The following is a 23,620-nucleotide window of genomic DNA, read 5'->3' as shown; positions in this document are numbered from 1 at the left end:
GCGCGCCCGCGCCCCACCCCGGGCGGCGGGGGGGGGGGCGGCCCCCACCAAGCACCGCTATGCGGCTCCGCCGGGTGGCCCGCCGGACACCCCGCAAGGCGCCTCGGCGCATTCGGCGCCGAGGACCAGCCCAGGACCGCCAAGGGGCCGTTGGCGGCCGGGGCCAATGCCGGCGTCTCGCGTATACCAACGGGGGGAAGACGCGGGGCGCCATTCGTCACGTGACCGTCGTACGGCCACGGTCCGGTCCCGTGTAACGCGCACGGCCCTGCCCCGATTCAGGAGGGCAGGGCCGCGTTGCGCGTGGGGTGTCAGGCGGGCACGTGCTCCTTCGCCGTGTCACCGTCACGCCGCTCGGGGAGGGACTTGCCCTCGGCCGCCTCGGAGTCGTCCTCGGCCGGGCCGTGGCCGCCACCGTTGCGGGCGAAGCCCTCCGCGTCGAACGGCAGCCGTCCGGCGAGGACTTCGTTCATCCGCTCCTTGTCGATCTCCTTGGTCCAGGTGCCGACCAGCACGGTCGCGACCGCGTTGCCCGCGAAGTTGGTGAGGGCGCGGGCCTCGCTCATGAAGCGGTCGATGCCGACGATCAGGCCGACGCCGTCCACGAGTTCGGGCCGGTGCGACTGGAGACCGCCCGCCAGCGTCGCCATGCCCGCGCCGGTCACACCGGCGGCGCCCTTCGACGCGACGATCATGAAGACGAGGAGGGATATCTGCTGGCCTATGGAGAGCGGGTCGCCCATGGCCTGGGCGATGAACAGCGAGGCCATCGTCAGGTAGATGGCGGTGCCGTCCAGGTTGAAGGAGTAGCCCGTGGGGACGGTGATGCCGACGACCGGTTTACTGACGCCCGCGTGCTCCATCTTCGCGATCAGCAGCGGCAGCGCCGACTCGGAGGAGGACGTCGACAGGATCAGCAGGAACTCCCGAGCCAGGTACTTCAGCAGCAGGAGGATGTTGATGCCCGCGACCAGCCGCAGGATCGTCCCGAGGACGAGGAACACGAACAGCGCGCAGGTCACATAGAAGCCGATCATGATGACCGCGAGCGCCTTGAGCGCGTCCAGACCGGTCTCGCCGACCACGGCGGCGATCGCGCCGAAGGCGCCGACCGGGGCCGCCCACATGACCATCGACAGCAGCTTGAAGACGAGCTGCTGTATGTGGCCTATGCCACGCAGCACCGGCTGGCCCGCCTTGCCCATCGCCTGCAGGGCGAAGCCCGCGAGGAGAGCCACGAACAGGGTCTGCAGCACCTCGCCCTCGGTGAAGGCGGAGACCAGCGTCTTCGGGATGATCCCGAGCAGGAAGTCCGCCGTCGACTCGGAGGCGCCCTCGGCCTGGCTCTGTCCGGCCTGGGCCGCGTCATGGCTCATGTGCAGGCCGCTGCCGGGCTCGAGGAAGTTGCCGACGACCAGGCCGATGGCGAGGGCCACGGTCGACATCACCATGAAGTAGCCAAGCGCCAGACCGCCGACCGCGCCGACCTTCGCCGCCTTGCGCACCGAGCCGACGCCGAGCACGATCGTGCAGAAGATGATCGGCGAGATCAGCATCTTGATGAGGTTGACGAAGCCTTCGCCGATGGGCTTGAGCTCCACCGCCGTATCGGGGGCCACGAAGCCCACGAGGATACCGAGCGCCACCGCGCCGATGACGGCGAGGTAGAGGTAGTGAATCCTTTCCTTCTTCGGCTTCGTCCCATCCGGTTCCGTACGCCCGGATACGGGCGGCGAGGTGTCCGCAGCCACGGTGCTGCCTCCTTCTGTTCTGCCGTCCAACTGTCCCGGCGCTGTACTGTGTGCGGCTCGCACACCGCCTTGAACGGTCCCGGCGACTATGCCCCAGCCTGTGACGGGGGTCACCCTTCCGTTCATTTCGTTCATACAAAGATGCGTGTGCAGACTGATGACCATGCGCATTCCCCACCCCCGGAGCCTGGCGGGCCAGCTCTTCGCGATGCAGGTCGTGCTGGTCGCCGCCCTGGTGGCCGGATGCGCCGTCTTCGCCTACGTCACCGACCGCGAGCAGGCGGTGGTGGCCGCGCGACAGCGGGCGACCGCCGCCGCGGTGGCCGTCGCCGACTCCCCGTCGGTCGCCGAGGCCGCGCGGTCCAAGGACCCCACGGCCCGGCTCCAGCCGTACGCGGAGAAGGTGCGCCGGGACACCGGCGTCACCTTCGTCACGATCATGGATACCCACGGGGTGCGCTGGGCGCACCCCGATCCGCGCCAGATCGGCGCCACCTATCTCGGCCACATCAAGCCCGCGCTGCGTGGGCGGATCTTCGACGAGACGTACACCGGCACCCTCGGCTCCTCCGTGCGGGTCGTGGCCCCCGTGCGCGACGCCCGCGCCGGCGGCCGGATCACCGCGCTGGTCAGCGCGGGCATCACGGTGGACACCATCAGCGCCCAGGTGCGCCGCCAGCTGCTCGCGCTGCTCGCCGTCGCGGCCGCGGCGCTCGCGGCCGGCGGCCTGTGCGCGTATGTGATCAACGCCCGGCTGCGCCGCCATACCCACGGGATGAACGCGGCCGAGCTGAGCCGGATGCACGACTACCACCAGGCCGCGCTGCACGCCGTGCGCGAGGGGCTGCTGATGCTCGACGGGCAGCGGCGGATCGCGCTGATCAACGACGGCGGGCGGGAGCTGCTCGGCCTGCCCGAGGACTCCGTCGGCCGCTACGCCTCCGACCTGGGCCTGCCGCCCGCGCTGACCGGCGCCCTGCTGGCCGCCGAGCCACGCGTGGACGAGCTGCATCTGACCGCGGAGCGGGTCGTGGTCGTCAACACCTCACCGGTGAGCAGCGGCGAACAGCGCGGCACCGTCGTCACACTGCGCGACCACACCGAGCTCCAGGCGCTCTCCGGCGAACTGGACTCGCTGCGCGGCTTCGCGGAGGCGCTGCGCTCGCAGGCCCATGAGGCCGCGAATCGGCTGCATGCCGTCGTCTCGCTGATCGAACTGGGCCGGGAGGACGAGGCGGTCGACTTCGCCACCGCCGAGCTGGAGCTGGCCCAGGCGCTGACCGACCAGGTGGTGGCGGCCGTCGCCGAGCCGGTGCTGGCCGCCCTGCTGCTGGGCAAAGCGGCCCAGGCCAGCGAGCGCGGCGTCGAACTCGTCCTGGCCCCCGACAGCCGCATCGACGACGGCCTCCTCCCGCCCGGCCTGCCCGCCCGCGACCTGGTGACCATCCTCGGCAACCTCATCGACAACGCCACGGACGCGGCCGCCGAGGGCGTCGGCAACGAGTCGGCCCCGCGCAGCGCCCGCGTCACGGTCACCGCCCGCGCGGACGCCGGCGAGCTGACCCTGCGTGTATCGGACACCGGCGCCGGGCTCGACCCGGCGGCGTCCGAGGAGGTCTTCCGCCGCGGCTGGAGCACGAAGTCCCCGGGCCGCGGCATCGGCCTGGCCCTGGTCCAGCAGGCCGCCCGCCGCAACGCCGGCACGGTCGAGGTCACAACCTCCCCGGATGGCGGCGCCGAATTCACCGCCCGCCTACCACTGACAACCCCGGCCGCCACGCCTTGACCCCCACATCGCGCAGGGGCGGCCCCCCACGGGCCCCAGCAGCGCCCGGCAACAGCCGGGCAGTGCCGGGCGGCCATATCCGGCCGTCCGGGGGCGGGGGCCCGGGGGCGGAGGCCCTGGGAGACGGGGCCTAGGGGAATCGTCGCCGTAGGGATCTGGCCACTTGCGGTTACCCTCCGTAAATTGGAGCCCTGAGCTTCCGCGTCCACCGCGTTTCGACCGCGTTTCGAGAGGAATCCGTTCATGAGCCCGCCGCAGGCGAGACCGGGGGATCCGGCGCCGATCCGGGTTCTCGTCGTCGAAGACGACCCCGTCGCGGCGGACGCGCACCGGATGTACGTCGAGCGCGTTCCCGGCTTCGCCGTCGTCGGGGCGGCGCGGAGTGGCGGGGACGCGCAGCGGTTGCTGGAGCGGACGCCCGCCGATCTCGTGCTGCTGGACCTCTACCTCCCCGACGGGCACGGCCTCCAGCTCGTACGGGCGCTGCGCGCGGCCGGGAACGGCGCGGATGTGATCGCGGTCACCTCGGCCCGGGACCTCGCGGTGGTCCGCGACGGGGTCTCCCTCGGGGTCGTGCAGTACGTGCTGAAACCGTTCACCTTCTCCACCCTCCGGGACCGCCTCCTCCGGTACGCCGAGTTCCGCGCGACCGCGGGCGAGGCCAGCGGGCAGGACGAGGTGGACCGGGCGCTGGGCGCGCTGCGGGCGCCGCAGCCCGCCGCGATGCCGAAGGGGCTGACCCAGGCCACCCTGCACGCGGTCACCGAGGCGCTGCGCGGCGCGGCGGAGGAGGGCATCTCGGCCGCGGCCACCGCCGAGTCCGTGGGGATCTCCCGGATCACCGCCCGCCGCTATCTGGAGCACCTGGTGGAGGCCGGGCGGGCCGCCCGCGCCCCGCACTACGGGCAGATCGGCCGGCCCGAGCTGCTGTACCGCTGGCTCAGCGAGCACTAGGAGTTACCGGCTGGAACCCGCCGCGGTGGTCGCTCGATGTCTGCCATGCGGCGCTTACATCAGGACATGCACGACAGTGCCGCCTCGATCCGCGCCTACGTTTGCGGAATGCATTGTTCCCCGTACACCGACCCTTCGGCACCCACGGCAGACAGCAAGCGGCGTCCGCTCCTCGGCCCCAGTTGGTTCGCGGCCGTGATGGGCACCGGCATCGTCGCCAATGCGGCGGTCACCCTGCCACGGAGCTCCCCCGTGCTGCGGACCGCCGCCACGGTGGTCTGGCTGGGCGCCGCGCTGCTGCTGGTCCTGCTGGCCGTCGGTTACCTCCGGCAGCGGGCGCTGCGGTCGCACGCCGGTGATCCGGTGACCGCCCAGTTCTTCGGCGCGCCGCCGATGGCGCTGCTCACGGTGGGGGCCGGGGCGCTGCTGCTCGGCCGCCCGCTGTTCGGGCCCGGGATGGCGCTGGACGTGGACTGGGTGCTGTGGTCGCTCGGTACCGTGCTCGGTCTTGTCACGGCCTGCACGGTGCCCTATCTCATGGTCACCCGGCACCGCTTCGCGCCGGACGCGGCGTTCGGGGGCTGGCTGATGCCGGTGGTGCCGCCGATGGTCTCGGCCGCGACGGGCGCGCTGCTCATCCCTCACGCACCGGCGGGGCAGTTGCGGCTCGCCCTGCTGCTGGGCTGCTACGCGATGCTCGGGCTCGGCCTGGTCGCGGCGCTGCTGGTGCTGGCCATGATCTACGGCCGCCTGGTACACCATGAGGTCCCCGCCGGGACGGTGGTGCCCACGGTGTGGATCGGGGTGGGGGCGTTGAGCCAGTCGGTGACGGCGCTCGGCGCGCTGGCCACGGTGGCGCCGAGCGCGCTGCCCGCACCCTACGCGCGGGGCGCCGAGGTGTTCGCGCTGCTGGGCGGGATCGCGGTGTGGGGCTTCACCATGCTGTGGGTGGCGCTGGCCACAGGACTGACGGTACGGACGATCCGGGCCGGGCTGCCGTTCGCGCCCACCTGGTGGTCTTTCATCTTCCCGGTCGGCGCCTGTGTGACGGCCACCAGCGCCCTCGCGGAGCGGACCGGTTCTGACATGTTCGTCTGGATCGCCGTGGTGTTCTATGGGCTGCTCGTCATCGCCTGGGTGGTGGTGACCGGCCACTCCCTGCGCCATGCCGCCCGGCACATCCTGCTCGACCCGGCGGGCGATGCCGTCGGCGACCCACTCACCACCGAGGAGGGCTGAACGGCTCCCTGTCGCGACGGGTCCGCTCCATCCCGCATGACACCGCATGACACCGCATGTCCTCATGTGATGTTCTTATGGCACATTCACCTGTCTTTCCTTATTTCCTCACTGTTTTAGCGTGGATGATATGACTCAGTCGTACGGGCTGGAATTCGGCCTCAACGAATGGCTTGTGGACGAACAGCACGAGCGGTATCTGCACGACCCGCGCTCGGTCGACCAGGCGTGGAGGGACTTCTTCGCCGCTCCCGCCACCGCGACGGAGCGGCGGGGGCGCGACGAGACGAGCGCTGTGAGTGACGACGCGGACGAGGTGGCGGTCAAGGCGGTCCGCGTCGCGGCGCTCATCCACGCGTATCGCGTGCGCGGACATCTGATGGCCGACACCGACCCGCTCGCGGCGGAGCGGAGGGGCTCGCACCCGGAGCTCGACATCACGGCATTCGGGCTCGGCGACGAGGACCTGGAGCGGACGTTCGTCGTCGACGGCTTCGCCGGGCGGGTCACCATGCCCCTTCGCGACGTTCTGCGGGTCCTGCGGGACTCCTACTGCCGGACCGTCGGCACCCAGTACATGCACATCCAAAGCTCCGAAGAACGTCGCTGGGTCCAGCAGCGGATCGAATCGCCTCACCCGGGGGCGGACCGCGCCGAACAATTGCAGATCCTCTACCGGCTGGGCGCGGCGGAGGCCCTCGAGACGTTCCTGCACACCAAATACGTGGGCCAGAAACGGTATTCGCTCGAAGGCGGCGAGTCCGCGATCGTGCTGCTCGACGCCCTGCTGCACCGCTCCATCAGCACCGGGGTGAGGGAAGCCGTCATCGGTATGGCGCACCGCGGCCGGCTCAATGTTCTCGCCAACATCGTCGGCAAGTCCTACGCGGAGATCTTCCACGAGTTCGAGGACGCGATGGACATCCGGTCGGTCCAGGGATCCGGGGATGTGAAGTACCACCTCGGTGCGGAGGGGACCTATCGCGCCCTGAACGGCGGCACCATCGCCGTCTCCGTCGTGGCGAACCCCTCGCACCTGGAGATCGTGGGGCCGGTGGCGCAGGGAGTGGTCCGCGCCAAGCAGGAGGTGGCCGCGGACGGTGCCGACACCTTCCCCGTCCTGCCCATCGTCCTCCACGGGGATGCCGCGTTCGCCGGTCAGGGTGTGGTCGGCGAGACGCTCAACATGTCACAGCTGCCCGGCTACCGCACCGGTGGGACGGTTCACATCGTCATCAACAACCAGCTCGGCTTCACGACCGCACCCGCCTACGGCCGTACCAGCGGCTACGCCACCGATGCGGCACGGACCGTCGAAGCCCCGATCTTCCACGTCAACGGAGACGACCCCGAGGCCGTCGTCCGCATCGCACGGTTGGCCTTCGACTACCGTCAGGCGTTCCACAAGGACGTCGTCATCGATCTGATCTGCTATCGGCGCCACGGCCACAGCGAGGTCGATGATCCATCCATCACGCAGCCGGCGATGTACGACCGCATCGTCGCCAGGCATTCGGTGCGCAAGCTGTACGCCGAGGCGCTGATCCGCCGGGGAGACACCAGCGAACGGCAGGTGGAGGGCGCCCTGCGGGACTACCGGGAACGCCTTGAGCGTGCCTTCGTCGAGACCCAGGCGCTGTCGGCTCCCGGCCACTCCCCGGAACGCGTCATTCCCGGGGACGCCGAGGACGCGGCCGCCCCTCGAGCGACCACCGCGATCACTGAGGCGACCGCCCGGCGAGTCATCGCGTCCCAGACCAGTCCGCCGCACGACTTCACCGTGCACCCGCGCGTTCTGCCGCAGCTGCGCCGACGGGCCACGATGCTGGACGCGGGAACGATCGACTGGGCCACCGCGGAAACTCTCGCCATCGGCTCCCTGCTGCTGGACGGGGTGCCGGTACGGCTGGCCGGGCAGGACTCCCGCCGCGGCACGTTCGGGCAACGGCACGCCGTGCTCACCGACCGGCGCACCGGCGTGGAGTACACACCGCTGAACTCCCTCGGCGCGTCGGCCGCGGACTTCGCACCCCACGACTCGATGCTGTCCGAACTGGCGGCGCTGGCCTTCGAATACGGCTACTCCCTGGCACGGCCGGAGGCTCTGGTGCTGTGGGAGGCCCAGTTCGGCGACTTCGCCAACGGCGCCCAGACCGTCATCGACGAGTACATCGCGTCATCCGAGCAGAAATGGGGGCAGCGCTCCGGGGTGACGCTGCTGCTGCCGCACGGCTTGGAGGGGCAGGGACCGGACCACTCCTCCGGCAGGATCGAGCGATTCCTCCAGCTGTGCGCGCAGGGGAACATGAGCGTCGCCATGCCCTCCCTGCCCGGCAACTACTTCCACCTGCTCAGGCAGCAAGCGCTCGGCGAGCGCGGGCGCGGAAGGCCACTGGTCGTGTTCGCTCCCAAGTCGATGCTGCGGCTGAAGACGGCCACCTCCACACTGACCGAGCTCACCACGGGCGCGTTCCGTGCGGTCCTGCCGGATGAGACGGCCGATGCCGCCCGGACCGGGCGCGTGCTGGTGTGCTCGGGCAAGGTCTTCTACGACCTGGACGCCCACCGGCGAAGCTCGAACCTGCCGGACACCGCGATCGTCCGCGTGGAGCGTCTCTACCCGTTCCCGGAGCGGGAGTTCGGCGCGGAACTCGCCCGTTTCCCCGCCGACGCCGAGGTGCGGTGGGTGCAGGAGGAGCCGGAGAACCAAGGCGCCTGGTCCTTCGTGGAGCCCTATGTGCGGCGGCTGGCGAACCGTCCCGTCGGATGCGTCAGCCGACCGCCGGCCCCCGCCCCGGCCGTGGGCTCCGCCCGGCGGCATGCCGACGAGCAGAAGGATCTCGTGACCTCCGCTTTCCGCTGACCGCGCGGCCTGCCACACCGCGCGGCCTGCCACGCAACAGAAGGGCCCGGCGCGCCTCGGCTACGGCGAGACGGCTTCGGACGCCGCATCCTCCGCGCCCACGCCGGTCGTGCGGAAACTGGTCCGGTAGGCACCGGGCGTCACCCCCAGGTGTCGCACGAATGCTCTGCGCATCGACTCCGGCGAGCCGAACCCGGTACGCCGCGCCACCACCGCCATGGCGTCATCACCCGTCTCCAGCAGCACCCGGGCGGCCTCCAACCGGACCTGCTCCACATACCGGGCCGGAGTGGTTCCCACCTCTTCGTCGAAGAGCCGGGTCACATGGCGGACGCTGACACCCGCCTTGCGCGCCATGGCCGACAGGGTGTGGTTGGCCCCGGGGTTCTCGGCGACCTCGTCCAGCACCCGGCGGAGCGTCTCCCGATGAGAGTGCGGGACCTGGGAGCGGACGCTGAACTGGGACTGGCTCCCCGGCCGTTGCATGAAGACGACCATGTCCTTGGCAACCGCGCGAGCGACCTCCGCACCGTAGTGATCTTCGACGAGCGCCAGGGAGAGGTCGATGCCCGCGCTGACACCCGCCGAGGTCATCATTCGCCCGTCCCGCACGAAGATGGCGTCCGGTTTGACCCGCACGGACGGGAAACGCAGGGCCAGCTGCTGCGACTGCCGCCAGTGCGTCGCGGCGCGACGCCCGTCCAGCAGTCCGGCCGCCGCCAGCAGAAACGCTCCCGTACACACTGATGCCGTGCAGCGGGCCCGCTCGTCCAGCCGCCGGACGACGTCCAGGAACGCGTCGTCCTTGATCAGCGTTTCCCATTCCGGGCCGCCCGGGATCAGCAGAACGTCGCACGGCTCACGCACATCATCGACACGCAGGTCAGCGCCGAGGCGGGTCCCGGCGGAGGTGATCACCTCCGCCCCGTCCTCGGACACGGTCCGCACCCGATAGCGCCCGCCGAACTCGTTCGCCGACGCGAACACCTCGATCGGACCGGTCACATCGAGTAGCCGCACCCCCGGGAAGACGAACACGATCACACTGAGCGGGCCCGTTCCAGGGCGCTTGTGGTTCATCAGATGCCTCCGGGCCGTGCGCAAGGGCCTAGCAGACGCTGGCGACCCGTTGAGCGCCGGCCGATTTCCTCGTCTTCCCTGGGTCCATTGTCCGCCTTCGGCCAGAACCGGGACTACGACCGGCGCCCTCCCTGCTGGGAGGCACATTCTCCCAGGCACTCGCGAACCCGATAGGAAAGTTTCCTATCCGACATCTTGTCGCGGCCATGCCGCCTCGCTAGGTTCAGCCTCGCTCGACTTCCTCCCACCCCCCACCCAGGAGGCTCCATCAGCCATGCCTCTTTCCAAGCCGACGCACCGCAGACTCGCCCTCGCCGCCGCCATCGGCCTGCTCGCCGCGGGCGCCACCACGGCGGCCACCGCCCAGGCGGCGCCGTCGACGGCGCGCACCGCCGCCGCGCCCAGCGGGCTCAACGGCCCCTACCTGTACCTGGGTTGGGGCTCTCCGCCCAAGGCCACGGATGTCATGTCGGCCACCGGCACCCAGCAGTTCACGATGGCCTTCATGCTGTCCGACGGCGGGTGCACCCCCAAGTGGGACGGCTCCCGCGCGCTCACCGGCGGCAACGACCAGTCCACGATCAACTCCATCCGCTCGGCGGGCGGCGATGTCACCGTCTCCTTCGGCGGCTGGAGCGGTAACAAGCTGGGCGAGAAGTGCTCCTCCGCGTCCGCGCTCGCCGGCGCGTACCAGAAGGTCATCGACGCCTACAAGCTCAAGTCGATCGACATCGACATCGAGTCGACCGAGTTCGAGAACGCGACGGTCCGCCAGCGGGTGATCGACGCGCTCAAGACGGTCAAGCAGAAGAACAGCGGCATCAAGGTGTACGTCACCTTCGGCACCACCACGAGCGGCCCCGACTCCAACGGGAAGGACCTGGTCAAGCGCGGTGCCACCGCCGGGCTCGACGTGGACGGCTGGGCGGTCATGCCGTTCGACTTCGGCCAGGGCTCGATCGACATGGCGGCGGCCACCAAGTCCGCGGTGGACGGCCTGAAGAACACGGTGGCGAGCGCGTACGGCCTCTCCTCCGACGCCGCCTACCGCAAGGCCGGCTTCTCCTCGATGAACGGCAAGACCGATGTCGCGGGCGAGACCATATCCCTGAACAACTTCAAGGACATGGTCTCCTACGCCAAGAGCCACCACCTGGCCCGCGTCAGCTTCTGGTCGCTCAACCGCGACCGCAAGTGCGGCTCCGGCACGGACGGGGACGCGTGCAGCGGTATCGACCAGGGCACGTACGACTTCACCAAGGCGCTCGCGGGCTACAACGGCTGACCCCGGACCGAGCCGAATCCACCCACCCCGCGAGGTGGCGGCGTTCGATCAAGTGACCATCCAGGTCACGGGGATTGACCTTCCGTTGAAGCCGACCTTACGGTCAGCCCGCAGCCCACAGAGGCCAGCAAGGAGGTCGTGCCCGTGCGCCCCACCGCCCCACTGATCCTCGCCGCCACCCTCGCCGCCACCGCCGGACTCACATCCTGCGGTGGCGGTTCGGGCAGCGACCCGGACACCGTCAAGGTCGCCTACAACCGCTCCACCGACAACAAGATCCGCTTCAAGGACAACCATCTGGCCGAGGTCAAGAAGCAGTTCGAGAAGGCCAACCCCGGCAAGAAGGTCAAGCTGATCCCGATCCAGGCGCAGGACAACGACTACGCCACCAAGGTCCAGCAGATGATGCGGTCCCCCAAGACCGCCCCGGACCTGGTCTACGAGGACACCTTCCGGATCAACTCCGACATCAAGGCGGGCTATCTGCGCCCCCTCGACGACTATCTGGACAAGTGGAAGACCTGGGGCCAGTTCGTCGACACCGCGAAGGCCGCGGCCAAGGCCGAGGACGGCAAGACGTACGGCGTCCCGGACGGCACCGACACCCGCGGCCTGTGGTTCAACAAGAAGATCTTCGCCAAGGCCGGGCTGCCCGCCGACTGGTCCCCCAAGAACTGGAACGAGATCCTCGAGGCGGCGCGCACGATCAAGAAGAAGGTCCCCGGCGTCACCCCGCTCAACGTCTACACCGGCAAGGCCCCGGGCGAGACCTCCGTGATGCAGGGCTTCGAGATGCTGCTGTACGGCACGGGCGAGGCGGGCGGAAACCCGCTCTACGACCCCGGCGCCAAGAAGTGGGTCACTGGCGGCAAGGGCTTCAGCGACGCCCTCGGCTTCCTCAGGACCGTCTACTCGGAGAAGCTCGGCCCGGACATCTCCGACGCGCTCGACCCCAACGTCGGCACCACCGTCTTCAGCGAATGGCTCCCCGAGGGCAAGCTGGCCATCGCCCTCGACGGCTCCTGGCTCGGCCAGAACTGGCTGAAGACCGGCGGCAAGCCCTGGCCCGAGTGGTCCAAGACCCTCGGTCAGGCCCCGATGCCCACGCAGAACGGCCAGGCGCCCGGCAAGGTCAGCATGTCCGGCGGCTGGACGTGGGCGATCACCGCGAAGTCCAAGAACCCGGATCTGGCCTGGAAGTTCATCGAGCGGCTCCAGACCAAGGACAACGCGGTCACCTGGGACATCGTCGACGCGCAGATCGCGGTCCGCAAGGACGTCGCGCAGGACCCGAAGTACACCTCCTCCATGCCCGGGATCACCTTCTTCACGGGCCTGGTGAAGTACACCCACTACCGCCCCACCACCCCCGTCTATCCGCAGGTGTCCACGGCGATCGGCGAGGCGATGGAGGCGGCGACCACGGGTGACGCCTCACCGGAGAAGGCCGCGAAGGGTTACGACGACCAGCTGAAGTCCATCGCCGACGGCGCCACGGTGGCGGCGGGCGGCCAGGGCTGAGGGCCGCCCCCCCCCGATGGCAACCGCGACCAAGGTGGCGGCGGCCCCGACGGAGACCCCGGCCCGGCCGGGCCCCCGTCGCGGCCGCCCCCTGCGCTGGCTTCCGCTCGCCCCCGCCACCGTCATGCTGCTGCTCTTCCTCGGTGGCCCGATCGCCTACTGCGTCTATATCGCCTTCACCAATATGCAGCTCACGGGCGCGTCCTCCACGGACTTCGTGGGCCTGGACAACTTCCAGCGCGCCTTCGGGGACGACGACTTCCGCAACGCGGTCGTCCTCACCCTCGTCTTCACCCTCCTCTCCTCCCTCGTCGGCCAGAACACCCTGGGCCTGGCCCTGGCCGCCCTGATGCAGCGCGCCTCCCGGCCGGTGCGCACACTGACCGGCTCGATCGTCATCGCGGCCTGGGTCGTCCCCGAGATCGTGGCGGGCTTCCTGCTGTACGCGTTCTTCCGCCGTGAGGGCACGCTCAACGCGCTGCTGGACTGGCTGGGGCTGCCGTCCCAGAACTGGCTCTACACCCTGCCCATCCTCGCCGTCTCCTTCGCCAACGTCTGGCGCGGCACGGCCTTCTCGATGCTCGTCTACTCCGCGGCGCTGTCGGAGATCCCCAAGGAGATCACCGAGGCGGCGGAGGTCGACGGCGCCGGCGGCCTCGGCCGCTTCTGGCACATCACCCTGCCGATGATCCGCCGCTCCATCGGCACCAATCTGATGCTGAACACCCTGCAGACGCTGTCGGTGTTCGGCCTCATCTGGGCCATGACCCGAGGCGGCCCGGGAAACCGCAGCCAGACCCTCCCGGTCTTCATGTACGACCAGGCGTTCAACAAGTCCCTGATCGGCTACGGCACGGCGGTGGCACTGCTGTTGCTGCTGGTGGGCGCGCTGTTCTCGGTGGTGTATCTGCGGCTGATGAAGGAAGAGGTCTGACCCCGCCGCACCGCCGCACCGCAGACCGCTCGGGGCCACGGTCCGGGCTGTGGCCCGGAGCGGCCTGAGCTGCCGTCATTACACGTCACGTCACGGCGTCGGCGAGCATGAAGGCGGCCACGGCCAGCAGGACCACCGCGAAAACGCGCTGCAGGCGGGGCCCGGAGACCTTCGCGGCCATGCGCTTGCCGTCCCAGGCGCCCAGGATCGCGGTTCCGATGAATGAGCCGATCACCGCCCAGTCCAGCGAGGCGGCGGCGCCGGAGCGAGTGGCCAGGGAAGCCAGTGAGTTGACCGTGATGACCAGCAGGCTGGTGCCGACCGCGGCCTCCATCTCGAAGGCCAGGACGGTGACCAGGGCGGGCACGGCGAGAAAGCCGCCGCCCACACCGAGCAGTCCGGTCAGCGTGCCCAGGCCGGCACCGGCCCCGGCCGCCCTGCCCGGCCGTACGTCGCCGCTCCCGGAGCGGACGGTGTCAGCGGGCCGGAGCATTTTGACGGCGGAGAGGATGGCTGTGGCGGCGAAGGCGATGGTGAGGACGGCTTGGGGCACATGCGCGGCGGCGGCTACCGGCTCTGGGGTGCGAGCCAGCACTTTCTGAACGCAGCCTGCGCGCACATGTCCATGAGCCGGAAATAGCCTTGCCGAACCGGCAAATCGATGGGCGTGGTCCGATACGCCGTCGGCGTGGTCCGGCGCCATGGGCAGGACGCCGAGGATCACGTCGTGCATCGCCCCCCGTACCAGCGCCAGGTCCAGCTAAGCGCTCCGCGGGAATTGTCGGGATGCGTCGTCGGCCGACTGCGGCGCCGTCGTGGCTGGTCGCGCCCGCGCGGCGGAGCCGCACATCGACACGGCCCCGCGCCCCTTCGGGGCGCTGCCCGAACCGAAGCGGACTTCCTCTGACCTGCTTAGCCGTCGCGGACGGCCTCAAGGCGTGAGGTCAACGGCAGGTCGACCAGCCCTGGCTCGACGGGGCGTGCACCGTCGCACATACGGCCCACCGCCCGGTCGAGCCGTTGGGCGCGCCGGATGACCGGGTCGCCGGGGCGATGGACCTGGCCGGTCCCCCGGTCGCGGCTCCCTCGGCGGTGGTGGCGGGACCCTCCGTCCGCACGCCGAGGCCGGAACCGGGGGCCGTGAGCGCGGTCCCCGTCAGCACCGCCGCGACCAGCAGGGCGCACACCGCCGCCGTGGCGCTCGCCGACGGTCCTGTGCGCGAGGCCAGGCCGATGTCCCTTTCTGTGGTCACACCCTCAACTGTCCGCGGGGACGGCGATGTTCACATGACGTACGTCACCCAGCCGACCGCGCGGCCGATCGGTCACGGGCAGGCGGTCAGCCACTGTCGCGTGTGCGCCGCCGGTGGGCCTTCTGCCTGCACGCCGCCCCGCAGAACCGCGCGGGGCGGCCCGCGCGGCTGGTGCGGTCGCCGGGCAGCGGGTCACCGCACATCTCGCACCGACCGATTTCGTCACGCGGACCGGCGGCCCCGCCGTCACCCTCCTCCATTCCGTTACGGAATTTCGTTACGGCTTGCTCCGCTCGCAATCCGTCGCACACCACCGCCGTCAGCACCCCGGCGCCGGGGCCGCGTCCCTGCTCCATGGCCGCGCACCCCGCCACCAGCGCCTGCACGTCCGCCGCTTCGACATCCGCCCTGACCGCTCCGGCCTCCTGGGAACGCCGGAGCAGCACACTCAGCACATCACCGAACTCGCGCCTGGCACCGGCCGCCGCATCGGGGATGCGGCCGGGCGCCTCACGGGCGAAGGCCTCGCACAGCGCACGGTTGAGCGACGCCTCCCTGACCACGCGCTCAAGGAAACCGAAGAACGCCGCCCCTGGATCCACGGCCGCGGCCAACGCCCGCCCCTCGGCGACGAACCCCTCCACGCTGTCGGCGATCACCGCTTCGAAGAGGTCCTCCTTGGAGGAGAAGTGGCGGTACACCGTCCCGGCGCCCACCCCGGCCCGCTCGGCGATGGCGCCGAGCGGCGCCATGCCGCCCTCCGCCGCAAACGAGGCCCTGGCCGCGGCCAGTACCCGCGCCCTGTTCCGCCGCGCGTCGGCCCGCGAGGGCAGCCCTTCCGGAGGCGGCCCGCCCGGGGGCGGCCCTTCACCCTCTGCCGCGCCGTGCGCCGCTTCCCTCGCCATCTCCGTCCACATCCCCCTGATTGACAAGCGGGTCGGTCGTTCCGGTACGTTAACCGGGTTACTCGTTCCGATTCTACTCGGGAGCCTTCCGCCATGACCCCTATGACCCCCATGACCCCCATGACGTCGAAACGCATCATCCTGGTGACCGGCGCGACCGGTCAGCAGGGCGGCGCCACCGCGAGGCGACTGCTCGCGGACGGCTGGCACGTACGCGCGCTCACCCGGGACACCACCAGCCCCGCGGCAGTCGCCCTCGCCTCCTCAGGCGCCGAATTGGCCGCGGGCGACCTGGACGACCGCGCCTCGCTCGACGCGGCGGCCCGCGGAGCCCACGGTGTGTTCAGCGTCCAGCCCACCCCCGGCATGCCGGGCCTGCCCGCGGAATACGGACCGGACGACGAGGTACGGCGGGGCAGGAACGTGGCGGACGCCGCGCTGGCCGCCGGGGCCCAACTCCTCGTCTACACCTCCGCGTTCGGCGCCGACAGCGACAGCGGGCTGTCGACTCTGGAGAGCAAGCGGCGCATCGAGGAGCACATCAACGCGATCGGCATGCCCGCGACCGTCCTGCGCCCCACGTCCTTCATGGAAAACCTCCTCCACCCCACCTGGGGTCTGCGGGACGGCGCCCTGGCCACCCCCTACAACCCGGACACCCGCCAGCAGTTCATCGCACTGTCCGACATCGCGGCCTTCGCCGCTCTCGCCTTCCACGACCCCGGCCGCTTCCGCTCCCGCGCCTTCGACCTGGCGGGCGACACCCTCACCCCACCGGAGACCGCCGCCGCCATCAGCCGTGCCACGGGCCAGGAGGTCCCGTACGTCCACATCCCCCTCGACGCCGTACGCGCCCAGAGCGAGGAGGCGGCCCGCGGCATCCAGTCCCTCAACGACGGCATCTACCCCTTGGTCGACATCGAGCCCCTGCGCGCTCTCCACCCCGGCCTGTTCACCTTCGAGGACTGGCTGACCCACCACGGCGCGGCCCGCCTCAAGGCCCTGCTGAACACATAGCCGACCGGCGGTTCCACACGAGCTGAGGACAAATCAGGAGACGCCGTCTCGACCATGGACTAGCCTCGCGAGGTTGCTCTTCGCCGCCTTCAGGAGGAGACCGCCGTGGCCGAGCCGTTCCCGCCCGTCGAACCGTACGCGCACGGCCTCCTCGAGGTCGGCGACGGAAACCGGATCTACTGGGAGACCAGCGGGAATCCCCAGGGCAAGGCGGCCCTGTGCGTACACGGAGGCCCCGGCAGCGGAGGGCGTCGCGGCGGTCGCACCATGTTCGATCCCGAGGTCTTCCGGATCGTCCTGTTCGACCAGCGTGGCTGCGGTGAAAGCCTGCCGCACGCCTCCGATCCGTCCGTCAGCCTCGACCACAACACCACCGACCACCTCATCGCCGACATGGAGCAACTGCGCGAGCACTTGGGCATCGACCGCTGGCTCCTCTACGGCGGCTCCTGGGGCTCGACGCTGATCCTCGCCTACGCCGAGCGCCACCCCGAGCGGGTCTCCGAGATCGTCATCTCGGGCGTCACCATGACCCGGCCGGAGGAGACCGACTGGCTCTACCGCGGTGTCGGACGCCTGCTGCCCGGCGCCTGGGAGACGTTCCGCGACGCGGTGCCGGAGGCGGAGGCGGAGCGGGGCGGCGGTCTCGTCGCGGCGTACAACCGGCTGGTGAACAGCCCGGACGAGGCGGTCAGGGTCAAGGCGGCGCGGGACTGGTGCGCTTGGGAGGACGCGGTCATCGCCCACGAGACACTGGGAAGTCCGGGCTACTACAGCGACAAGACTGACGACGCGCTGATGGCCTTCGTCCGGATCTGCGCCCACTACTTCGCCCATGACGCATGGCTCGAAGACGGACAACTCCTCCCTGACGCACACCGGTTGTCCGGCATCCCGGCGGTGCTGATCCACGGGCGACTCGACCTGGGCAGCCCGCTCAAGAGCGCGTGGGAGCTGTCCAAGGCCTGGCCGGACGCGGAGCTGAAGGTGATCGACGACTCGGGGCACACGGGCAGTCCGACGATGCGGGGCGCGGTCCTGGACGCGATCGCCGGTTTCGGGCGGGTCACCCCGGGTTGAGACCCTGGGTGGAGGCACCCCGGAGCGGTACGGGATGGCGTTCGGCGAGCAGGTCCAGGAACGCCTCGGTGGCCGCGCTGGGGCGTCGGGTCGACGCGGTGGCGACGGTGAACTGCCAGCGCAGTTCGTGGTCCGCGACCCCCACCGTGTCGAGGCCGGTCCGGTCGGGGACCAGGAGATCGCCGAGAAAGCCGATGCCCAGCCCCACCCGGATGTAGTTGACGGCGGTGCCGACGTCCGCGACCTCGACGGATACCTCCCTCTCCACCCCCGCGGCGGCGAAGGCCCGGTCGACCACGGTGCGGTTGCCGAAGCCCGGCGGGGAGTCGATGAACGGGAACTCGGCCAGTCGCGCCAGTGGCACCCGGCCCGCCCCGGCCAGCGGATGTGAGTCGGCCACGTACACGACCATGGGTGCGGTGGCCAGCAGCCGGGTGGTGAGATCGGCCGGTGGCGGCTCGGGCAGGGAGAGGAAGGCGACGTCGAGTCGCCCGTCGCGCAGATGCTCCGCCAGGCCCGCCGATCCCGCCATGGCCGCTCGCAGCCGCACCGTGACACCGGGATGCCGGGCGCGCAGCGCGGCCAGAAGACCGGGCAGATCGACGAGGTCGATCGAGGTCTGGGTGCCGACCGTGACCGTGCCGTGCAAGGCGCCCTGCGTCCGGTGAACGGCGTCCTTGGCGGCGCGCGCGGCGTCGAGGGTCTCTCGCGCCCGGGGCAGGAAGGCCCGTCCGGCCGCCGTCAGGGTGACTTCCTGGGGGCTCCGGGTGAACAGGGTCGATCCCAACTCCCGTTCCAGTGCCCTGACCGTCGCCGACACGCCTGACTGGACGACGTGCAGCGTCTTCGCCGCGCGGGTGAAGCTGCCGGTGTCGGCGACGGCGAGGAAGTACTCGAGATGGCGCAGTTCCACGCCTTCCATTATCACCAATCGTGCTGGTGCCCAGCAGCAGACATCGTTGGACGTGCTGGGCACACCCGCGTGAGGGTGGACAGGCCGACTCGAACGCCGACCACCGGAGGAAACGTCGATGGACCATGAGTGGCGCTACACCGAGCTGCCCGTGCGGGCACGGCAGGCCATCGAGGGCTTCGTTCCGCCCGACGCCCTCGTGGCCCAACAGCTGGAGCGCTTCGCCGATCTGCGGCCCCGCCCCGCGGATCACGACGGGGACACCGAGAAGCTCGACGGGGCCGTGTTCACCCACCGCTTCGAGGACGTCCCGGGCGATCACGAAACGGTCCGGTGGCACTACGTCGAGACCGGGACCGGGGAGCCCGTGGTGTTCCTGCACGGGATGCCCGACTCCTGGTTCCTCTGGCACCACCAGATGGCCGCGCTGTCGGACTCGTACCGTTGCATCGCCATCGACCTCAAAGGCTATGGGCAGTCGGAGAAGGGGCGAGGCGACTACCGGCACTCCGGCGCGGCCGGGCAACTCGTCGCGCTGCTCGACGCGATCGGGGTGGATCGGTTCACCCTGGTCACCCACGACCGGGGCACCGTACAGGGCGACCACATCGCCGCCGCCCATCCCGGACGAGTCCGCCACTATGTGCGCGGCGAGCAGCACCTCCACCACTTCCACCCCGACCTCGCCCCGCAGGACGACCTCCTCGCCGAGGCACCGTGGAGCGGGATGATGGAGGACCCGAAACGGTTCGTCGTCTGGGCGTACGCCTCCGTCGGGAATCTGCCGGTGGCCGACGAGGACATGCGCCGCGTCATCCAGGAGTACTCGTATCCCGGGATCACCCGCGCCGTCCCGCGCTACAACATGGCCTCCACCTTCCGGAAGGAGTGGATCGAGCGGCGCACCGACCTGATCCCACGCTGGCGCGCTCCGGTGACCTTGATGCAGGGCCGGGACTCGCGCAGCCAGCCCCGCGAGTTCTACGCCGACGCCGCCGAGCACATCCCCCATGCGGCCGGCGTCGAGGTTCGCTACGTCACCGGGGGGCACTTCTGGCCCCTGGAGAGCCCCGAGGAGACCAGCGCCACCCTGCGCGAGGTACTCCGCGTCCGACGATCACCGGCGTCCTGATCCTCGCCCCTGACCCTCGTGGAAGGACAACCATGGATCTCATGCTCAAAGGCCGGACCGCGATCGTCTGCGGCGCCTCGTCCGGGCTGGGGCTGGCCATAGCGGAACGCCTGTCCGGCGAGGGCGCCAACGTCGTCGCGGTCGCCCGGCGCCGGGAGAGCCTGGAGTCGGAGGCGATGCGTATCGGCGCCGTTCCCCTGGTCGCCGACCTCTCCGAGGAAGGTGCGGCGGCCCGGGTGGTCGACCACACCGTCAGCCGCTTCGGCGGTATCGACATCCTGGTGTGGAACACGGGAGGGCCGCGTCCGGGTAGCGCGCTGGAGATCGACGAGCGCGCCGCGCACGACGCGTTCCGCACCCTGCTGCTGCCCCTGGTCCGCATGGTCGGCGCCGCCGTACCCCATCTACGGCACAGCCCGTACGGCCGGATCGTCGCGGTGACGACGACCACGGTGAAGGAGCCGACGTCCCTGGTCGCGCTGTCCAACCTGATCCGCCCCGGGCTGACCGGATACCTGAAGACGCTGGCCAACGAACTGGCGCCGGACGGCATCGCGGTCAACTGCGTGGCACCCGGCCGGATTCTGACGTCCCGAGTGCACGAGCTCTACCCGGACGGTGTGCCTGCCGACGCCACGGACGACATCCCCATGGGGCGGTTCGGCACACCGGACGAACTCGCGGCCGTCGTCTGCTTCCTCGCCACGCCGTTGGCCTCGTACGTCACGGGCACCACGATCGCCGTGGACGGCGGCCTCACCCGTTCGATGCTCTGAGGGCACGTTGGAAGGCCGCCCAGGCGGCGGGGGTGAACCGGAGTATTCGCCCCTCCGGGTCCTTGGAATCGCGTACCGCCACGGCGTTGGGCACGTTCGTGGCCACTTCCACGCATTCGCGCTCAGGGTCGCTATGGCTCGACTTGCGGAAGTCGAAATCGGCCACGGCTCGTGCCTACTTGATCAGCATGGCGTGAAAGGCCGCCCAAGCGGCAGGCGCGAAGCGGAGCATCGGCCCTTCGGGGTCCTTGGAGTCGCGTATCGCGACGGTGCCAGGCACGTTCGTGGCCACCTCCACGCACTCTTCTTTGCCGTTGCTGTAGCTCGACTTGCGGAAGACGAAGGTTGTCACAGCTCACAGTCCCTTGATGAGTGTCCCGATGAAGGTGCGGGACTCGGCCTCGGGGAGCGCGCCCCGCGCAGTCTCCTCGAACAGTCTTACGTGCTGTGCCGCACCTTCGCCACCCTCGACCCACGCTGTGGAGAACGCCAATTCCAGGTACACCACGTCCATGGCGCCCGACTCGGCGAACGAGAGGACGTTGAAGGAGCCCGCGAGCGCCGGTGTCATCCCGACGTCAAAGGGGAGCACCTGAATCGTGACATTGGGGCGCTCGCTCCAATCGAGGAGGCTCGCCAACTGCTTGCGCAACATCTCGGGCTCGGCCACGGGGACACGCAGCGCCGCCTCCGAGATGACGGCCCAAAGGGAGAGCGACTCGTCCCCGGAAAGCCTCTGCTGACGAGCAGCTCTGGAGGTGACAAACGCCTCGACCTGATCAGGCTGATCTTCAGGGACCCACGTACGCCGCAACGACCGCATGTAGTCCGGAGTCTGGAGCAGGCCGGGAATGAACGACACCTGCCACGCCTTGACAGCCGTGGCCGCGTTCTCAAGCGGCACGTACTCCCTCATCGTCCTCGTAAGGGCGACGTCATTCCACCAGCCCTTCGCCTTACGGCGTTCGCGGTCGATACGCGCCAGCTCCAGCAGCGCACCCACCGTCGCAGGGTCGTTGGCGCCGTACAGCGCACACAGGGCGCGGATGTCCGGGTCCCGGATGGGAACCCACCCGCCCTCCATCTTCGCGACCTTGCCCGTCGAAGCGCTGAGCGCCTTCGCCGCGTGCGTCTGCGTCAGGCCCGCTCTGGTCCGGAGGCTCATCAGCTCGGCGCCCAGTCTCCTCCCCAAGACGCTTGATGTGCTGTTCCCTTGGGTGGACTGACCCTCTGTCACCGCGTACCTCTCCTCCGTGATGTGACGCCAGTCTGGAGCGTAGCGGGGCGCCTCGCAAGCGAGATCGGTTGAATTTTCCTCAGTGGAGTTGAACCGATCACCATCGCGGGGCTACGGTCCGTAATGAACCGCTCGCACAGGGACGTCAGTTGGCGGATGGACTCCGCCCTGCCCTGCCCACTGGAGGTACGCGATGGCATTCGCGCCCCGAGACCCCCGGATCCCGGACCCCAGCGACCCCGTCATCAACGAGGGCCGCGTCGACTACGTCCCGACACCGATAAGCGTGACCAGGGCCCGCCAGCACGCCACACGGCTGATCTCCGAGTGGGGGCACCCCGCACTCGCCGACGACACGGCGCTCATCGTGTCGGAGCTGGCCACCAACGCCTTACGGCACGGACACGTACCCGGGCGGCTCTTCCGCGTGGAGCTCACCCTCACCAAAACCCGCCTGCGCATCGCCGTATCCGACCCCCGGGGCGAGCGACTCCCCCGGCCCCGCCGCCCGTCGCCCCGCGACAAGCACGGCCGCGGCCTGCTCATCGTCCGCGCCCTCGCCCACCGCTGGGGCGTCCGCGAACGCACCGTCGGCAAGGAGATCTGGGCCGAGCTGGACCTGACCGCGTCGCAGGGAAAAGGAGTACCCACGTGAGCACCCCCCGCCTCGACGGCGCGCCAGCGCGACTGCGCTCCCTGGTCGACGACTTGCGGCGGGCGGGGGCGATCCGTTCGGCCGCCTGGGCCGAGGCGTTCGCCAAAGTGCCGCGTCATGTCTTCGTGCCCGAGTGGTACGGGCAGGAGGCCGACAGCAGGGGCATCACCGTATGGCTCCGACATGACGCGGCCGACCGTGATGCCTGGGAAGCCGCTGTCTACAGCGACCAGACCCTCGTCACGGCGCTCGACCCCGACACCGCCGAACGCGTCGGCGAGCGAGCGTGGACCGGTATTCCGACATCCTCCAGCACACTGCCCAGCCTCATGGCGCAGATGCTGGAGGACCTGGGCGTGGCGGACGGCCACCGAGTGCTGGAAGTCGGCACCGGTACGGGGTACAACGCCGCACTCCTGTGCGCCCGGCTGGGTGATCGCCTCGTGTACTCCGTCGACGTCTCCCCCGATCTCGTGGAAGTCGCCCGTGGCCGGCTCGCCTCCACCGGGTACCGGCCGCACCTCGCCGCCGGGGACGGGCAGCAGGGCTTCCCGGGGCACCCGGCACCGTTCGACCGGATCATCGCGACCTGCTCGGTCCCCCGTATCCCGGCTGCCTGGATCGAGCAGACGCGACCCGGCGGCGCGATCCTCGCCGACGTGTCCCTGGGCATCGAGGGTGGCCTGGTCCGCCTGACCGTGGACGAAGACGGACGTGCCGTGGGCCACTTCACCACCACAACCGGCCGGTTCATGGCCGCCCGCAGTGACGCGCATGCCTACCGGCACCCCGGGCGGGCGCCTTACGCGCCCCGAGCCGGGGCCCGTTCCGCCTCGCTCACCGCTGCCGACATCCGCGCGCACTACCCGTTCCGGCTGCTGCTCGCCTTCCACCTTCCCGGCGCCGAGCTGGTCTATCACATGGACGACGACACCGGGGCCATGTCGCTCCAGCTCCAGGGGCGCGACGGCACATGGGCACGCGCGTCGATCGCCGATGAACACACCACCACCGTCACGTACGGCGGGAGCGCCGACCTGTGGCGGCGGGCGGAGGCCGCCTGGCGGTGGTGGAACGACCACGACCGCCCCGCTCAGGACCGTTTCGGCTATGCGCGCGAAGCCGACGGTCACCACTACGCGTGGCACATTCCGGACGGACAACATCGCTGGCCTCTCGAACTCTAAAACTTGCGGGCCCCGCACATTTGCGGGGCACGCAAGTTTTGCTACGCTCACC

Annotated in this window: 21 protein-coding genes and 1 pseudogene; 13 read left to right on the top strand and 9 right to left on the bottom strand. The window is 70.3% G+C overall.

Annotated features, from left to right (window positions below; translation table 11 throughout):
- Positions 1-311 precede the first annotated feature (311 nt).
- Entirely contained in the window at positions 312-1,751 is a 1,440-nt protein-coding gene (locus ACFXB5_RS13375; RefSeq protein ID WP_385206436.1) for a cation:dicarboxylate symporter family transporter, read from the bottom strand.
- Between the two features lie 163 nt (positions 1,752-1,914).
- On the opposite strand from ACFXB5_RS13375, the gene ACFXB5_RS13370 reads away from it, so the two are divergent.
- The 4 genes from ACFXB5_RS13370 to ACFXB5_RS13355 all read left to right on the top strand — a co-directional run bounded on the left by ACFXB5_RS13370 (position 1,915) and on the right by ACFXB5_RS13355 (position 8,593).
- Positions 1,915-3,537 (top strand): ATP-binding protein, encoded by a 1,623-nt coding sequence (locus tag ACFXB5_RS13370; protein WP_385206434.1) that lies wholly within the window; start codon positions 1,915-1,917, stop codon positions 3,535-3,537.
- 243 nt (positions 3,538-3,780) lie between these two features.
- Positions 3,781-4,491, top strand: coding sequence for a response regulator (locus ACFXB5_RS13365; RefSeq protein ID WP_385206432.1), 711 nt, complete (start codon positions 3,781-3,783; stop codon positions 4,489-4,491).
- A 108-nt stretch (positions 4,492-4,599) separates the two neighbouring features.
- Positions 4,600-5,730, top strand: a complete 1,131-nt coding sequence (locus ACFXB5_RS13360) for a TDT family transporter (RefSeq protein WP_385206430.1) — start codon at positions 4,600-4,602, stop codon at positions 5,728-5,730.
- A 130-nt stretch (positions 5,731-5,860) separates the two neighbouring features.
- Positions 5,861-8,593: a multifunctional oxoglutarate decarboxylase/oxoglutarate dehydrogenase thiamine pyrophosphate-binding subunit/dihydrolipoyllysine-residue succinyltransferase subunit gene (locus ACFXB5_RS13355; protein ID WP_385206428.1), complete on the top strand. Its 2,733-nt coding sequence runs from the start codon at positions 5,861-5,863 to the stop codon at positions 8,591-8,593.
- A gap of 60 nt (positions 8,594-8,653) precedes the next feature.
- On the opposite strand, the gene ACFXB5_RS13350 is transcribed toward ACFXB5_RS13355, so the two are convergent.
- Positions 8,654-9,673, bottom strand: coding sequence for a GlxA family transcriptional regulator (locus tag ACFXB5_RS13350; RefSeq protein WP_385206426.1), 1,020 nt, complete (start codon positions 9,671-9,673; stop codon positions 8,654-8,656).
- 274 nt (positions 9,674-9,947) lie between these two features.
- Here ACFXB5_RS13350 and ACFXB5_RS13345 point away from each other — a divergent pair, with 274 nt between their 5' ends.
- The 3 genes from ACFXB5_RS13345 to ACFXB5_RS13335 all read left to right on the top strand — a co-directional run bounded on the left by ACFXB5_RS13345 (position 9,948) and on the right by ACFXB5_RS13335 (position 13,413).
- Positions 9,948-10,958: a chitinase gene (locus tag ACFXB5_RS13345; protein WP_385206424.1), complete on the top strand. Its 1,011-nt coding sequence runs from the start codon at positions 9,948-9,950 to the stop codon at positions 10,956-10,958.
- A gap of 144 nt (positions 10,959-11,102) precedes the next feature.
- Positions 11,103-12,479: an ABC transporter substrate-binding protein gene (locus tag ACFXB5_RS13340; protein WP_385206422.1), complete on the top strand. Its 1,377-nt coding sequence runs from the start codon at positions 11,103-11,105 to the stop codon at positions 12,477-12,479.
- 16 nt (positions 12,480-12,495) lie between these two features.
- Positions 12,496-13,413, top strand: coding sequence for a carbohydrate ABC transporter permease (locus ACFXB5_RS13335; protein ID WP_385206420.1), 918 nt, complete (start codon positions 12,496-12,498; stop codon positions 13,411-13,413).
- Positions 13,414-13,498: 85 nt separating this feature from the next.
- Here ACFXB5_RS13335 and ACFXB5_RS13330 read toward each other — a convergent pair.
- From ACFXB5_RS13330 to ACFXB5_RS13320, 3 genes and pseudogenes are all read right to left on the bottom strand, one after another.
- Positions 13,499-13,981 (bottom strand): annotated as a pseudogene (locus ACFXB5_RS13330) (TSUP family transporter); the annotation flags it as partial.
- Between the two features lie 376 nt (positions 13,982-14,357).
- Positions 14,358-14,666: a hypothetical protein gene (locus ACFXB5_RS13325; protein WP_385206418.1), complete on the bottom strand. Its 309-nt coding sequence runs from the start codon at positions 14,664-14,666 to the stop codon at positions 14,358-14,360.
- Between the two features lie 86 nt (positions 14,667-14,752).
- A complete protein-coding gene (locus tag ACFXB5_RS13320; RefSeq protein WP_385206416.1) occupies positions 14,753-15,571 on the bottom strand; it encodes a TetR/AcrR family transcriptional regulator in 819 nt (272 codons plus the stop codon).
- A gap of 120 nt (positions 15,572-15,691) precedes the next feature.
- Between ACFXB5_RS13320 and ACFXB5_RS13315 the strand changes: the two genes are divergently transcribed.
- Positions 15,692-16,588, top strand: coding sequence for an NmrA/HSCARG family protein (locus ACFXB5_RS13315; protein ID WP_385206415.1), 897 nt, complete (start codon positions 15,692-15,694; stop codon positions 16,586-16,588).
- A gap of 105 nt (positions 16,589-16,693) precedes the next feature.
- Positions 16,694-17,668, top strand: coding sequence for a prolyl aminopeptidase (gene pip, locus ACFXB5_RS13310; RefSeq protein WP_385206412.1), 975 nt, complete (start codon positions 16,694-16,696; stop codon positions 17,666-17,668).
- Here the strand turns inward: pip and ACFXB5_RS13305 are convergent.
- A complete protein-coding gene (locus ACFXB5_RS13305; protein ID WP_385206409.1) occupies positions 17,655-18,590 on the bottom strand; it encodes a LysR family transcriptional regulator in 936 nt (311 codons plus the stop codon). The genes pip and ACFXB5_RS13305 overlap by 14 nt on opposite strands.
- A 109-nt stretch (positions 18,591-18,699) precedes the next feature.
- Here ACFXB5_RS13305 and ACFXB5_RS13300 point away from each other — a divergent pair, with 109 nt between their 5' ends.
- Together ACFXB5_RS13300 and ACFXB5_RS13295 are read left to right on the top strand one after the other, a co-directional pair.
- Positions 18,700-19,713 carry an alpha/beta fold hydrolase gene (locus tag ACFXB5_RS13300; RefSeq protein WP_385206406.1) on the top strand — a complete coding sequence of 338 codons (1,014 nt, stop codon included), beginning with the start codon at positions 18,700-18,702 and terminating at the stop codon, positions 19,711-19,713.
- Positions 19,714-19,745: 32 nt separating this feature from the next.
- Positions 19,746-20,489, top strand: coding sequence for an SDR family oxidoreductase (locus ACFXB5_RS13295; RefSeq protein WP_385206403.1), 744 nt, complete (start codon positions 19,746-19,748; stop codon positions 20,487-20,489).
- Here the strand turns inward: ACFXB5_RS13295 and ACFXB5_RS13290 are convergent.
- The 3 genes from ACFXB5_RS13290 to ACFXB5_RS13280 all read right to left on the bottom strand — a co-directional run bounded on the left by ACFXB5_RS13290 (position 20,470) and on the right by ACFXB5_RS13280 (position 21,726).
- Positions 20,470-20,583 carry a DUF397 domain-containing protein gene (locus ACFXB5_RS13290; RefSeq protein WP_385206448.1) on the bottom strand — a complete coding sequence of 38 codons (114 nt, stop codon included), beginning with the start codon at positions 20,581-20,583 and terminating at the stop codon, positions 20,470-20,472. The genes ACFXB5_RS13295 and ACFXB5_RS13290 overlap by 20 nt on opposite strands.
- 81 nt (positions 20,584-20,664) lie before the next feature.
- Positions 20,665-20,841, bottom strand: a complete 177-nt coding sequence (locus ACFXB5_RS13285) for a DUF397 domain-containing protein (protein ID WP_385206401.1) — start codon at positions 20,839-20,841, stop codon at positions 20,665-20,667.
- Positions 20,842-20,844: 3 nt separating this feature from the next.
- Positions 20,845-21,726: a helix-turn-helix domain-containing protein gene (locus tag ACFXB5_RS13280; protein WP_385206398.1), complete on the bottom strand. Its 882-nt coding sequence runs from the start codon at positions 21,724-21,726 to the stop codon at positions 20,845-20,847.
- 193 nt (positions 21,727-21,919) lie between these two features.
- On the opposite strand from ACFXB5_RS13280, the gene ACFXB5_RS13275 reads away from it, so the two are divergent.
- Together ACFXB5_RS13275 and ACFXB5_RS13270 are read left to right on the top strand one after the other, a co-directional pair.
- Positions 21,920-22,381: an ATP-binding protein gene (locus ACFXB5_RS13275; RefSeq protein WP_385206395.1), complete on the top strand. Its 462-nt coding sequence runs from the start codon at positions 21,920-21,922 to the stop codon at positions 22,379-22,381.
- Complete coding sequence (locus ACFXB5_RS13270) at positions 22,378-23,568, top strand: methyltransferase domain-containing protein (RefSeq protein ID WP_385206392.1); 1,191 nt, start codon at positions 22,378-22,380, stop codon at positions 23,566-23,568. Before ACFXB5_RS13275 ends, ACFXB5_RS13270 begins: the two co-directional genes overlap by 4 nt.
- The last annotated feature ends 52 nt before the right edge of the window (positions 23,569-23,620 follow it).

Origin of the sequence: Streptomyces sp. NPDC059455 (assembly GCF_042750115.1) — a bacterium.
GTDB lineage: Bacteria > Actinomycetota > Actinomycetes > Streptomycetales > Streptomycetaceae > Streptomyces > Streptomyces endocoffeicus.
Note: the sequence above shows the minus strand (reverse complement) of the source record. Positions and strands in the feature narration are given on the sequence as shown.

What these genes read in the sequence shown, in the direction of transcription:
- ACFXB5_RS13370 (WP_385206434.1), top strand. Translation starts at nt 1,915, where the DNA reads ATGCGCATTCCCCACCCCCGGAGCCTGGCGGGCCAGCTCTTCGCGATG.
- ACFXB5_RS13365 (WP_385206432.1), top strand. Translation starts at nt 3,781, where the DNA reads ATGAGCCCGCCGCAGGCGAGACCGGGGGATCCGGCGCCGATCCGGGTT.
- ACFXB5_RS13360 (WP_385206430.1), top strand. Translation starts at nt 4,600, where the DNA reads ATGCATTGTTCCCCGTACACCGACCCTTCGGCACCCACGGCAGACAGC.
- ACFXB5_RS13355 (WP_385206428.1), top strand. Translation starts at nt 5,861, where the DNA reads ATGACTCAGTCGTACGGGCTGGAATTCGGCCTCAACGAATGGCTTGTG.
- ACFXB5_RS13350 (WP_385206426.1), bottom strand. Translation starts at nt 9,673, where the DNA reads ATGAACCACAAGCGCCCTGGAACGGGCCCGCTCAGTGTGATCGTGTTC.
- ACFXB5_RS13345 (WP_385206424.1), top strand. Translation starts at nt 9,948, where the DNA reads ATGCCTCTTTCCAAGCCGACGCACCGCAGACTCGCCCTCGCCGCCGCC.
- ACFXB5_RS13335 (WP_385206420.1), top strand. Translation starts at nt 12,496, where the DNA reads ATGGCAACCGCGACCAAGGTGGCGGCGGCCCCGACGGAGACCCCGGCC.
- ACFXB5_RS13320 (WP_385206416.1), bottom strand. Translation starts at nt 15,571, where the DNA reads ATGGCGAGGGAAGCGGCGCACGGCGCGGCAGAGGGTGAAGGGCCGCCC.
- ACFXB5_RS13315 (WP_385206415.1), top strand. Translation starts at nt 15,692, where the DNA reads ATGACGTCGAAACGCATCATCCTGGTGACCGGCGCGACCGGTCAGCAG.
- ACFXB5_RS13305 (WP_385206409.1), bottom strand. Translation starts at nt 18,590, where the DNA reads ATGGAAGGCGTGGAACTGCGCCATCTCGAGTACTTCCTCGCCGTCGCC.
- ACFXB5_RS13300 (WP_385206406.1), top strand. Translation starts at nt 18,700, where the DNA reads ATGGACCATGAGTGGCGCTACACCGAGCTGCCCGTGCGGGCACGGCAG.
- ACFXB5_RS13295 (WP_385206403.1), top strand. Translation starts at nt 19,746, where the DNA reads ATGGATCTCATGCTCAAAGGCCGGACCGCGATCGTCTGCGGCGCCTCG.
- ACFXB5_RS13275 (WP_385206395.1), top strand. Translation starts at nt 21,920, where the DNA reads ATGGCATTCGCGCCCCGAGACCCCCGGATCCCGGACCCCAGCGACCCC.